The organism is Flavobacterium sp. (genome assembly GCF_044373165.1).
Lineage (GTDB): Bacteria > Bacteroidota > Bacteroidia > Flavobacteriales > Flavobacteriaceae > Flavobacterium.
The window spans coordinates 1-12,677 of sequence record NZ_JBILQL010000072.1; the positions used below are offsets into that span (position 1 = coordinate 1).

Below are 12,677 nucleotides of genomic sequence, written 5' to 3' on the forward strand. Positions count from 1 at the left end.
ATTGCGCTTGTAAGTCAGCATAGCCAACATATCAATTTCCTGACTAACCAAAAAGTCTTCAATAGTTTCTTTCACATCTTCGTTTGGAATGATAAAAAACTGCAATCTTTCTTCATCTTCAAAATGTGATTGCCAACGTCGAATGGTATCATCTGTCACATCGGAATCAGGTGTTTTGACATACAAGCATTTGACTTTGGCGTGGAATCTTTTGGCATAGAACAATACTTTAATCAAAGCTTCTATGTCTTTTTTACGGAATCGTGTGGTGAAGGCTATGGTATCAATTTTTTGAAATTGAACGCCGGCAGGAACACTTAAAACCGGCACTGCTACTCCGGCAATAACCGAACCTGTATTGGTACCGATAAAACTATCCCACCAACCTTCGGCACCATTGGTTCCCATAACTACCAAATCAATATTTTCCTGAGCAATGACTTTCTTAATACTGACCAACAAATCGCCATCCATCATAATATGTTTCATGTCGATGTGATTGAGATTTCGCGCTTCAGCTATGGCATGTAACTTGGGCATTTTTTCTCTGAAATGTTCTAAATTGGTCAGTTCAATAGTATTGTATATCGTGGCATAATCAATCGGCATAGCCTGACTGTCAACTATAGGAATCTCAAATGTATGCAACAAAATCAACTCCGCTTTTATTCGCTTGGCCATTTCCAAGGCATACACAAAAGCGTTATCCGAAGTTTCGGAAAAATCTACGGGAACTACTATTTTTTTCATACTATCGTTTTAATTATCTCAAAGTTACCACTATTATTTGTCCGTAAAAATGACAATTATCAGTATTGAAAACACTGCTTTCATGCATTTAAAATATACTTGATAAGTTTTCTTAACTTTGCCCAAAATTGAAAAGATGATTGCTCACGAAACTATAGTGGCTTTAGCTTCGCCTTCGGGCGCCGGTGCGATTGCCGTAATCCGAATGTCGGGTAAGGATGCCATTGCCATTGCCGAGCAAGTTTTCCAATCGGTTTCGGGGAAAAGCCTCAGTAAGCAAAAAACGCACACCATCCATCTCGGACATATAGTAGAGGATGGAAAAGTGTATGATCAAGTATTGCTGTCTGTCTTTAAAAACCCAAACTCCTACACAGGAGAAGACGTGATTGAGATTTCTTGTCACGGGTCGACTTTCATCCAACAACAAATTATCCAATTATTATTGCGCAAAGGTTGTAAAATGGCGCAAGCAGGCGAATTTACATTACGAGCGTTTTTAAACGGCAAACTCGATTTATCGCAAGCCGAAGCTGTTGCCGACCTGATTGCCTCGGATAATGAAGCCAGTCACCAAATTGCCATGCAACAAATGCGTGGTGGTTTTAGTAACGAAATTGCTAAGCTGCGAGAAGAATTGTTGAATTTTGCTTCGCTGATTGAACTCGAATTAGACTTTGCCGAGGAAGATGTAGCGTTTGCTGATAGAACACAATTCAAAGCATTGCTCAACCGAATTGAATTCGTTTTAAAAAGATTAATCGATTCGTTTGCAGTAGGAAATGTTATTAAAAACGGTATTCCGGTGGCGATTGTGGGCGAACCCAATGTGGGAAAATCAACTTTATTAAACGCTTTATTAAACGAAGAGCGCGCCATAGTTTCGGACATTGCAGGAACCACTCGTGATACCATTGAAGATGAATTGGTCATCAACGGCATTGGATTCCGGTTTATTGATACCGCCGGAATTCGAGAGACCAAAGACGTGGTGGAAAGTATCGGAATCAAAAAAACATTTGAGAAAATTGAGCAAGCGCAGGTGGTTTTATTGTTAGTTGACGGTTCTCGGTTATCAGTTGAGAGTCTAACAGATGTAAAAATTGAAATAGAAAAAATTCGAAATCAATTTCCATTAAAACCTATAGTAATCATCATCAATAAAAAAGATTTGATTGCTGAAGCAATGCTTTCAACTATAAACCAACAACTGACAACCGACAACCGACAACCGGCAACTATATATATTTCCGCCAAAAACAAAGAAGGCATAGACGAACTGAAAAACCAACTCCTATCGTTCGTCAATACCGGAGCATTGCGCAACAATGAAACTATAGTAACCAATACACGCCATTATGATTCACTGTTGAAAGCTTTGGAAGAAATTCAAAAAGTAACTTTTGGTTTGAACAGCGGACTATCGTCTGATTTAATGGCTATCGACATCAAACAAGCGTTGTATTACTTTGGTGAAATCACCGGTGAAGTGACCAATGACGAGCTTTTGGGTAATATTTTTGCTAATTTTTGTATCGGGAAATAACTATTTGATTACAATTTTCTTAGTTGTAGTTTTATTACCGCTACTGATTCTAACCAAATAAATTCCGGAAGACAAATTAGGCTCTAAAGTAGTTTCGCCTATAATTTCTTGTTCAAAAACTTGCATCCCTAAACTGTTAAAAAGCGTAATGGTGGCCTCTGTAGTAATACCATAAACCGTAAAGCGATTGTTAGCAGGATTAGGATAAATATTGACATTGATTGCTGTATTTTGGTCAGTTGACAAAGGAGCTGACCAAGCTTGTCCGACGTTAGCACCCCAAATATAATCGGCCAATGAAGGATAATCAATAAAAGGATTTCTATTGTATTGCCAAGTATAAATGTAATTGTTGCGATTCATCTCAAAATCATCCCTCGGATCGGTTTGATTCCATGTCAGCAGTGAAGCCAAATCACCTAATTGTCCCACAGTAGTATCGGCTATATCACCATTTACTACACTGAGTGCATTGTAACGAACGGCCATATAAAAAACGGCACGAGCCACATCACCTTTCCAAGAACCTTGGTTTCCAACCGGACCGTTATAACCCGTTAAGCCATAATCACGGTTGCTTCTTGAAGAATTTTCCGGACCATCTTCAGCACGAATATGATGGGCATCGCCATGACCGGTAGCAATGTCGTTGGCATTGGTTGGCAGCCATACATTGATTCCATCGGGAATATCATCGGTTGCATTGGCAAATCCACCACGGGATTGCGGATAAATATGCTCTCGGTTCCAAGAACCAACATTACTTGAAGTAGTTTGAAAATCTAATTTGGCACGAGGTGTTTCCACATACATCAACCATACTTGATTGCTGTTGAGCGGATTTTGATCGGCTACTCTTAATATATCAGTAACATCGCCATAATTATGTGCTCTGACTACTGTTGGGTTAGCAATAATTTGCTGCAAAGCCAATTTTAAATCTGCGCCCGATAATCCTTCTAAAGCATCATAATAACCCGCCGGTGCAGTGCTGGTAACATTCCCATATGTTGGGTTCAAGGGCGTTCCGAAAGGTAAAGTCGTAAAATCGTTGTCGATTACCCTAATTTCTATATTGTCATTGCGACGGTTAAAGCCTGAAGGTAAGTTCCCGAATTTTATTTTAAAAACCTCATCCCCTTCGTCTAAAAGATCATCAATTAAAGTAATTGTAGTGACAAAAGTATTTGATCCGGCAGGAATAACAACAGTAGTATTTCCGCTGTAATCGGCAGTTGTAAAACCACTATTGTTGAGCGAAAACGAAAAGTTCAAATCACTAGAAACAACACTGTCAGTAGTAAAAGTTATGGCAAAACTATCCCCTTCATTTTTGTGACTGGTATTGACCGTAATGGTAATTCCGTTGAATATGAATCCACTGCCATCGTTGTTAGCACCCGGTGTTGGAGTTTTAACTTCCCAAGAACCATCCAATTTGCGCTGGATAGACTGTGTCGTACCGGAACCGTTTACATTTTCATTGACCTGAGTAGTAACACCCAGTAGCATTTGTAATGAAGGCACTTGCGTAATGTTGTTGGAATGCACCAAAGCATCAATTAAATTGACTGTAGTAGCGGTTGTATTAGCCGGAAAATCATTGGTTGAACCCAAATACAATCCTACACCATCGGGCCCATTTTGAATGGAGCTATTGGTGAAAATTCTCTCCGGTACAGGCGAAACCAAATTGTTACCAATAAGAATTAAACCGTTAACATCGGTTGTTAATCCATTCAAACTAATAGTATAATAACTCAGATCAGCATTAGATCCGGTACCATTAAAAAATACCAAGACGTAACCATTGAGGGAAAAATTAGGCACAGTCGATTTTAACTCGATAAACTCCTTATCATCGGTACTTGGATTATCAGAATCAAATTCGTTGATAATCACTTGAGCTTCTATCATTGATGTGGACAGCACCAACAGATAGCACAATATTTTTTTGAGCATTAACTGAAATTTTGTCCAAATTTATTGATATCAAAAGTTTAAATCTGTGAATTCCTTTATTTTATGATTAGTTTAGCAGCCTTCGACTAACAATTAAAGAAAAAACTTAATTATTCTATCAATTGTTACAGAATTTTAGCACACAAAAAATAGCCGCAAATTTGAATTAAATACACTATTTTTACTTTCTTATATCATCTTAATTCTGATGGAAATATTAGGTTACTTTGGCGCATTTTGCATCGGAATAGTTTTGGGTATTACCGGTGGAGGTGGTTCTATCCTTACCGTTCCTATTTTGGTATATGTACTGCATTTAAATCCGGTAATTGCTACTGCCTACTCTTTGTTCATAGTGGGTACAAGCTCGGGCATAGGCAGCATTCAAAATTTTCACAAAGATTTAATTGATGTAAAAAGTGCTTTTCAATTTGCAATACCATCTGTATTGGGCGTTTATCTGACCAGGAAATATTTGGTTCCTGAAATACCTGATCCCGTTTTTTATTTTGCTTCTTTACAACTAACGAAGGCTACCTTCTTGATGATCATTTTTGCTATCGTAATGGTTTGGGCGGCAGTGTCGATGTTGAAAAATAAAAAGGAAAATCCAGTTCCCGAAATTACCGGTAAAAAAAGCACTATAGTACAGTTGTTTTTTGTTGGGGTTTTAATAGGGTTAATTGGTGCCGGCGGTGGATTTTTGATTGTTCCGGCTCTTATAAAATTAGCTCGATTAACCATTAAGAAAGCCATAGCAACATCCCTATTGGTAATTACTATTAACTCCTTGATTGGTTTTTTGGGGGATTTGCAAAACATTGAGATGGATTGGCCATTTCTTTTAACATTCACCGGTCTATCGGTGTTGGGAATATTTTTGGGACTTTACTTTCAGAAGTTTATCAACGAAAAACTTCTGAAAAAAATATTTGGTATATTTATTTTACTAATGGCTTTTATCATATTTTACAAAGAATTGTTTTCCTAAAGTATTCTAAATGGAAAAGCCTTTTGATGATTAACCCCTTACCTTTGCATTAAATTATTGCGTTATGAAAATTGAACAAATTTACACCGGATGTATTGCACAAGCAGCCTATTATTTAGAAAGTAACGGAGAAGCTGCTATATTTGATCCGTTGCGAGAAGTGCAACCTTACTTAGATAAAGCAGCGAAAGACAACGCTAAAATCAAATATATTTTTGAAACCCATTTCCATGCCGATTTTGTGTCAGGCCATTTAGATTTGGCCCAAAAAAGTGGCGGACAAATCGTTTACGGACCAACGGCAAACCCAGAATTTGAGGCCTTAATTGCCACAGACAATCAGGTGTTCAAAGTTGGAGCTTACACCATTACTGCTATTCATACTCCGGGACATACTTTGGAAAGCACTTGTTATTTATTGACCGATGAAAACGGCAAACAACAGGGTATAATTACGGGTGACACTTTATTTATTGGTGATGTTGGCCGACCTGATTTGGCACAAGCATTGACAGAAGAACTAACACAAGAAAAATTAGCGTCGTATTTATTCGATTCTTTGCGAAACAAAATTATGCCGCTGAGTGACGATTTAATTGTATATCCGAGTCATGGTGCCGGAAGCGCTTGCGGTAAGAACATGAGTAAAGAAACTACAGATACTTTGGGCAATCAAAAAAGAACGAACTATGCCTTGAGAGCCGATATGACCAAAGAAGAATTTACCAAAGAACTGTTAGACGGTTTAGGAGTTCCACCGGCCTATTTTCCGCAAAATGTGTTAATGAACATTAAAGGCTATGAAAGTTTAGATGCTGTCATCCAAAACAGTAAAATAGCACTTTCGCCTAAAGAATTTGAAGCTGCAGCCAACCAAGAAGATGTAATTGTTTTAGATGTACGTCATGAAAATGATTTTGTAAAAGCCCACATACCAAATTCAATTTTCATTGGTATACAAGGTAATTTTGCCCCTTGGGTAGGTTCGTTACTGAGAAATACTACACAAAAACTACTTTTGGTTACGCCGGAAGGCAAAGAAGAAGAAACCATTACCAGACTATCACGTGTAGGTTTTGATGGTGTTTTGGGCTACTTAAATGACGGCATAACCGCTTGGAAAGAAGCCGGATTTGAAACTGACTCCATTACTTCAATTTCTCCGGAAGCATTTGCCCAACAATTAAACCCACAAAGTATAGTGGTTGATGCTCGAAAACCAAGTGAATTTGATGCGGAACACGTAGAAGGTGCCTTAAATATTCCACTAGACACGATTAACGAAAATTTTCAGAGTGTTCCCAGAGATCATGATTTTTTTCTGCATTGTGCCGGAGGTTATCGCTCAGTCATCATGGCGTCAATATTAAAATCGAGAGGCATACACAATTTAATAAATGTTGAAAAAGGGATGAACGGAATTAAACAATCAACTGTCCCTTGCACCCAATTTGTTTGTCCTTCTACAAAAAAATAATTCTGTAAAAAAACAAAAAAAGTAAGCTATAGTATTGCAATTTAAATACATTTGCAATCATTAAAAATTTAAAACAACAAAATGAAAAAAGTAATTCTTCTTGTAGCCTCAGCCGTTGCAATGTTCTCTTGTAATAATTTAGCAGAAGGTGAATATATCATTAGTGGTAATGTAAAAGGCATGAAAACCGGCTTGATTTTCTTGGAAAAACAAAGTCCAATGGGAATGGGATTCGTAGCTATTGACACCGTTAAAATTGAAGACGGTAAATTTGAAATCAAAGGAAAAACTACTGAGCCTGAAATTCACTTTATTCAAGTTGATAAAGTCGAAGGAAAACTACCATTAATATTGGAAGGCGGAGAAATCGAAGTAGCCTTTGATAAAGACAGTATTGTAAAATCGAAAATTACCGGAACATACAATAATGAAGAATTTACTAAATTCAATGAAGAGTCAGCAAAAATACAAAAAAAGCTGAAAACCAAAATTGCTGATTTCCAACAACGCAATAAATTGACTATCGAAAATGCTCAAAAGAGCAATGATACTGTAGCCATGAACAAACTGAGATCAGAATATGATTTAATTCAAAAAGATATGACTGATTTCACTTTTGGTTACCCAAAAACACATCCGAAATCATTTATCAGTGTGTTAATTCTTCAAATGATGGCTAACAATCCTAAGTTCACTACTAAAGAAGTTGAGACTATTTACAACTCTTTAGACGAAAATCTTAAGAAGACAAAACCCGGAAAAGCTATCAAAGAAAATCTGGATGCTTTAAAAAAAAAACCGACAGTAAAGCAACCGTAAAGCTTAATCAAATAGCGCCCGACTTTAAAGCTGCAACTCCCGAAGGAAAAACAGTGTCATTAAAACAAAGTATGGGAAAGGTTACGCTAATTGATTTTTGGGCTTCTTGGTGTATGCCATGTCGAAAAGAAAATCCAAAGGTAGTGGCTTTGTATAATGAGTTCCACAACAAAGGATTTAATATCATTAGTGTTTCATTAGACAGTGATGCCGAAGACTGGAAAGCTGCTATCGCTAAAGACGGACTGACTTGGACACAGGTTTCCAACTTAAAAGAAATGGAAGATCCGATAGTAAAGCGGTATGGCGTGACTTTAATTCCAACCACATACTTGTTAGACGAATCCGGAAAAGTGGTGGGAATTGATTTGCCACAGGAAGAAATGAAACGCAAAATTCAAGAACTTTTGAATAATAAATAACAGTTCTTACTTCTAAGAATAAAAAATCTCCTTCGGGAGATTTTTTTATTCCATTTATTACCAAGGGCTTAAAAAAAGAGTGATGAAATATCTTCTTTTTTATTTGTGAAGCCCAAAACAGTTTTTATATTTGCAGTCGCTATAAGCGTTGGGGAGATACTCAAGCGGCCAACGAGGGCGGACTGTAAATCCGCTGATTACATCTTCGCAGGTTCGAATCCTGCTCTCCCCACAAAACAAATCAATAAGGAAAAAGCACCAAGTATACTTGAGTGCTTTTTTTGTTTGATTTGTTTTCAAAGCACCGCTTTGAGGATGTTGCGCAGCAAAATCCTGCTCTCCCCACGAATAAATGTATAAATAATAAAAAACGCCAAGTTCACTTGAGCGTTTTTTTGTTTTATGCATTTTCAGAGCGTAGCGCTGAAGGATGGCGAAGCAATCCTGCTCTCCCCACAAAACAAATCAATAAGGAAAAAGCACCAAGTATACTTGAGTGCTTTTTTTGTTATTGTACATCATTGTACTTTAATTATTCCACTTTAACACTTATTGAATTCTATTAACAACTCGATTTTTTGTTGGTAATGTCTTCAAAAAAAGTATCTTTGATTTTCTAAAAGTACCTGTTATGAAATCAAAAATTGTTTTAAGCACATTGTTGAGCCTATCTTTACTGACTGTTTCTTGTAAAAAAGAAGATGAAGAAAGCACTTCAACCACCGATGCCAAACCTAAAGAAATTATCATGCCCAGAGTGCAACCTATTCCGGCTCAAAGCACTCAACCTATAGTTCAAAATGCACCCGTACAAAACCAACAACCGGTGGCTAACGGGAATCAAGCCGTTACCATGACGCAAACGCCCGTTGCAACTAAACCCGGTATGAATCCGCCTCACGGACAACCCGGTCATCGCTGTGATATTGCCGTTGGAGCACCACTGAATTCACCAAAACAAGCCAAAACAAACGGAGCTGCAGGAAACGCTATTGTACAACAAGTGACGCCGGCCGCCACTACAACACCAAGTCAAACCACCACTACTGCCCCGGCAATTCTAGACCCAAATGCAGCCCAAACTACTACTGCTCCGGGTATGAATCCGCCACACGGTCAACCAGGACACGTATGTAGTGTTGCTGTAGGTGCTCCATTACCAAAATAACCCATCAAAAAACATAAAAAAATCCCGTTTTGAGTTTTCAAAACGGGATTTTTAGTTTTAATTTTCGAACTATCTATTCTAAAGCAAAAGTTACGTTAACTGTAGTGTTGATTTCAATTTCGCCTATGGCTAAAGTCTCTCTTACCGTATCAGCTTCTGTTGCCATTGCCATCATATTGCCTTTATACATAGGTTGTGGAAAGAAAACATTAGAAGCATCGGTAATTAATAATGCCTTACCTACTTTTTGTCCTAAAACACTAACGTAATCATTGGCTTTTTGCTTGGCATTGAGCATCGCTTTTTTGCGGGCTTCTCTTTCATGCTCTTCCATTTTAGACGATTTAAATTCTACGCTCTGAATGTTGTTGATTCCGGCATCGTTTAAACCCATCATGATTTCATCATATTTGGAAATTTCTTTCAGCATAATCGTTAACGTTTGATTAGCTTGGAAATTATATTTCTTTTTCTCGTAGTCATAGTTCTTCCCTAAGCTAACATTGTTGGTCTTGTAATCTGTGGCCGGAATACCGCTCTTCTTTAAAAACTTTATTACTTTGTCGACTACCTCATCATTCAAAGTTTTGACTTCTTTGGCATCTTTACCGGTATTTTGAAAACCTACAGTAATCACCGCCTGGTCAGGAACCACTTTAATTTTACCTTCTCCGGTAACCGAAATTTGTGGAACTATTGCCTTTTGTTCTTGCACTTGAGCCTGAGTGATACCCATCACTAACAAAGCCAAAATTACTGCTGTTTTTTTCATGATATGATTGATTTAAAATTATAATTGACTGTTCCCAAAAGTTGTGCCACTTATAGTTTCCCTCTTTTCGCCATCACGAAAAGTATGACTATAGGTATGGCCAATACGATAACTAACATCGTATTCTCACGAAACAAAAGGGGTTCTTTCAAAAGTGTTATGACATAACCGCCGATAGCACCTCCAAAATGTGCTGTATGTCCGATGTTATCATTTTTGGCTTTCATGCCGTAAATAGAATACATCAAATAAAGCACTCCAAAAACATAACCCGGAATAAAACCGTAAATCTGCATTTGGGGAAAAAGTAAAATAGCAGCATAAATTATCCCGGTTACTGCACCGGAAGCACCAACGGCACTATAACTGTAATTATGACCATGAATAACCATCGTTAGTAAATTCCCAAAAATCAAACTCCCGAAATAAATCAGTAAAAATGACCAACCGCCTAAAAAGACACTTACAATCGGGGCAAATGAATATAGGGTAATCATGTTAAAAGCCAAATGAATCTCATCCGCATGCAAAAATCCTGAACTGATCATTCTAATTTGCTCTCCGGCTCTGATGCTACCTACATGAAAAAGGTATTTTCTGTAAAAAAGAGCATCGTTAAATCCTTTAAAACTGATTAAAACATTGGCAATAATCAAACCCCATAAAAACTCGTCACCCATAAAATAAGGAAGTTCTTTTATATTAAACACAAAGACTACTGCGTAAAAATAATAATACTTCCTCAGGTTTCGGATAAAATCGCTTTTAACTTTATATTTGCCTAAAATTAGTTTCATGCAATTACTGGTATTTTTTCTGTTATATCCTGTTATTTGGTTCATCTCCATTTTACCTTTTCGAATACTATACATAGTTTCGGATATGGTTTATGGATTGGTATATTACATTATTGGTTACCGAAAAAAGACGGTTCGCCAAAATTTAGCCAATGCTTTACCACATTTAAGTCCAAAAGAGCGTTTAATTATTGAAAAAAAATCATACCATCATTTGTGTGATATGTTTCTGGAGATGATAAAAACGATGTCAATGTCGGAAAAAGAAATTGATAAACGTTTTACCTTCACCAATTTGGAAACATTAATGGAAATGGAAAAACAAGGAAAAAGTATAGCCGTAATGATGGCGCATTATGCCAGTTATGAATGGGCGATTTCCTTAAATAAATTCAGTTCTTTAACCAGTTATGCGATTTACAAAAAAATTTCCAATACCCATTTCAACAAATTAGTCAAAGACATCCGACTAAAATTTAAAGCTGTTTTAATAACTACTCGAGAAACAATTCCAACCATAGAAAAAAATCACCGTGACAACCGCTTAGGTCTTTACGGTTTTGCCAGTGACCAATCGCCTCAATTGAGTAAAACGCACCATTGGGGAACATTCATGGGAATAGAAACGCCAATTCACACCGGTGCCGAAATGTTGGTCAAACGATTCGACATGAATGTGATTTTTTTGAAAGTCAAAAAGATAAAACGAGGCTATTACGAAGCCACTTTCGAACCCTTGTTTGACCATCCGACTGAAGTTCCGGATTATGAAATTTCAGATGAATTCTTACGCCGAGTGGAAAAACAAATTCTTGAAGCACCGGAATTCTATTTGTGGACGCACAAACGTTGGAAACACAAGAAGAAATAGTTACAATATCAGCTTCGGTTAAACCAAGATTTCACCATTTCTTTTTCAGACTGTTTCGCATTTTTGTGAAGGAACTCATTTGTTTTAGGATTGTATTCATAATCCTTCTCCCATTCTTTATGGTTTTGTGACAAAGCTTTAATGCTTTCGCAAACCAACTGTATTTCTTCTGTTGTAGTAGTAGGGTGAATAGACATTCTAATCCAACCCGGTTTTTTAATCAAATCCCCAGAGGTAATTTGACAGACCAAGTCGTGCGAGGTTTCTTGGTCAACATGCAACAAATAATGCCCGTAAGTCCCGGCACAACTGCAACCGCCTCGGGTTTGAATGCCAAAGCGATCATTTAAAAGTTTGACGCCTAAGTTGTAATGTAAATCATCTATATAAAAGGAAATCACTCCTAACCTATCCTGATGCTGATTGGCTAAAATGTGAATATTGCTAACAGTACTCAATTCTGAAAAAACATAGTCAACCAATTCGTGTTCTCTGTCTAAAATGTTTTTTACACCCATTTTTTCTTTCAGCTGAATGGCTAAAGCCGTTTTAATGACTTGTAAAAAACCCGGTGTACCACCGTCTTCTCTGTCTTCTATATTGTCTATATACTTGTGTTCGCCCCAAGGATTCGTCCAAGATACTGTTCCGCCACCCGGACAATCAGGTACATTATTTTTATAAAGATTTTTATTAAAAATCAAAACGCCTGAAGTGCCGGGTCCGCCCAAAAATTTATGCGGAGAAAAGAAAATAGCATCCAAATAACTGTCTTCATCGGGATGCATATTGATTTCAACGTAAGGTCCGGAACAAGCAAAATCCACAAAGCAAACTCCGTTATTTTGGTGCATTAATTTAGCCACTTCGTGATAAGGGGTTTGGATTCCGGTTACATTAGAACAAGAGGTTATTGAAGCTATTTTGAAACTTCTGTCTTTGTATTTATCCAGCAAAAATTTAAACTCATTCAGGCATAGTAAACCCTCTTCATCTGCCGGAATTACCACAACATCCGCTATGGTTTCCAACCAAGAAGTTTGATTTGAATGGTGTTCCATGTGCGAGATAAAAACAATCGGTTTTAATTCTTTGGGAATGG

12 protein-coding genes and 1 tRNA gene are annotated in these 12,677 nt (G+C 37.4%); 8 read left to right on the plus strand and 5 right to left on the minus strand.

The window, feature by feature from the left end; genetic code table 11:
- Positions 1-750, minus strand: a 750-nt coding sequence (locus ACIQ32_RS09330; RefSeq protein WP_396195420.1) for a universal stress protein, incomplete at its 3' end; no start/stop codon positions are given.
- 136 nt (positions 751-886) lie between these two features.
- Here ACIQ32_RS09330 and mnmE point away from each other — a divergent pair.
- The gene (gene mnmE, locus ACIQ32_RS09335; protein ID WP_396195421.1) at positions 887-2,296 is read left to right on the plus strand and encodes a tRNA uridine-5-carboxymethylaminomethyl(34) synthesis GTPase MnmE; all 1,410 of its coding nucleotides are present in this window, start codon (positions 887-889) and stop codon (positions 2,294-2,296) included.
- Here the strand turns inward: mnmE and ACIQ32_RS09340 are convergent, their stop codons facing one another.
- A complete protein-coding gene (locus tag ACIQ32_RS09340; RefSeq protein ID WP_396195422.1) occupies positions 2,297-4,258 on the minus strand; it encodes an endonuclease in 1,962 nt (653 codons plus the stop codon).
- Positions 4,259-4,466: 208 nt separating this feature from the next.
- On the opposite strand from ACIQ32_RS09340, the gene ACIQ32_RS09345 reads away from it, so the two are divergent.
- The 6 genes from ACIQ32_RS09345 to ACIQ32_RS09370 all read left to right on the plus strand — a co-directional run bounded on the left by ACIQ32_RS09345 (position 4,467) and on the right by ACIQ32_RS09370 (position 9,135).
- A complete protein-coding gene (locus ACIQ32_RS09345) occupies positions 4,467-5,249 on the plus strand; it encodes a sulfite exporter TauE/SafE family protein (protein ID WP_396195423.1) in 783 nt (260 codons plus the stop codon).
- A 64-nt stretch (positions 5,250-5,313) separates the two neighbouring features.
- On the plus strand, positions 5,314-6,726 hold the full coding sequence (locus ACIQ32_RS09350) for a rhodanese-like domain-containing protein (RefSeq protein ID WP_396195425.1): 1,413 nt from the start codon (positions 5,314-5,316) through the stop codon (positions 6,724-6,726).
- 81 nt (positions 6,727-6,807) lie between these two features.
- Positions 6,808-7,545: a DUF4369 domain-containing protein gene (locus tag ACIQ32_RS09355; protein WP_396195426.1), complete on the plus strand. Its 738-nt coding sequence runs from the start codon at positions 6,808-6,810 to the stop codon at positions 7,543-7,545.
- Positions 7,546-7,556: 11 nt separating this feature from the next.
- Entirely contained in the window at positions 7,557-7,967 is a 411-nt protein-coding gene (locus tag ACIQ32_RS09360) for a peroxiredoxin family protein (RefSeq protein WP_396195431.1), read from the plus strand.
- A gap of 150 nt (positions 7,968-8,117) precedes the next feature.
- Positions 8,118-8,199 (plus strand) — tRNA-Tyr (locus ACIQ32_RS09365).
- A gap of 399 nt (positions 8,200-8,598) precedes the next feature.
- Entirely contained in the window at positions 8,599-9,135 is a 537-nt protein-coding gene (locus tag ACIQ32_RS09370; RefSeq protein WP_396195427.1) for a hypothetical protein, read from the plus strand.
- Between the two features lie 73 nt (positions 9,136-9,208).
- On the opposite strand, the gene ACIQ32_RS09375 is transcribed toward ACIQ32_RS09370, so the two are convergent.
- The gene (locus tag ACIQ32_RS09375; RefSeq protein WP_396195428.1) at positions 9,209-9,907 is read right to left on the minus strand and encodes an SIMPL domain-containing protein; all 699 of its coding nucleotides are present in this window, start codon (positions 9,905-9,907) and stop codon (positions 9,209-9,211) included.
- Between the two features lie 50 nt (positions 9,908-9,957).
- Entirely contained in the window at positions 9,958-10,587 is a 630-nt protein-coding gene (locus ACIQ32_RS09380) for a rhomboid family intramembrane serine protease (RefSeq protein ID WP_396195432.1), read from the minus strand.
- 115 nt (positions 10,588-10,702) lie between these two features.
- Here ACIQ32_RS09380 and ACIQ32_RS09385 point away from each other — a divergent pair, with 115 nt between their 5' ends.
- The gene (locus ACIQ32_RS09385) at positions 10,703-11,575 is read left to right on the plus strand and encodes a lysophospholipid acyltransferase family protein (RefSeq protein WP_396195429.1); all 873 of its coding nucleotides are present in this window, start codon (positions 10,703-10,705) and stop codon (positions 11,573-11,575) included.
- 8 nt (positions 11,576-11,583) lie between these two features.
- Here ACIQ32_RS09385 and ACIQ32_RS09390 read toward each other — a convergent pair.
- Positions 11,584-12,677, minus strand: a 1,094-nt coding sequence (locus ACIQ32_RS09390; protein WP_396195430.1) for an aminotransferase class V-fold PLP-dependent enzyme, incomplete at its 5' end; no start/stop codon positions are given.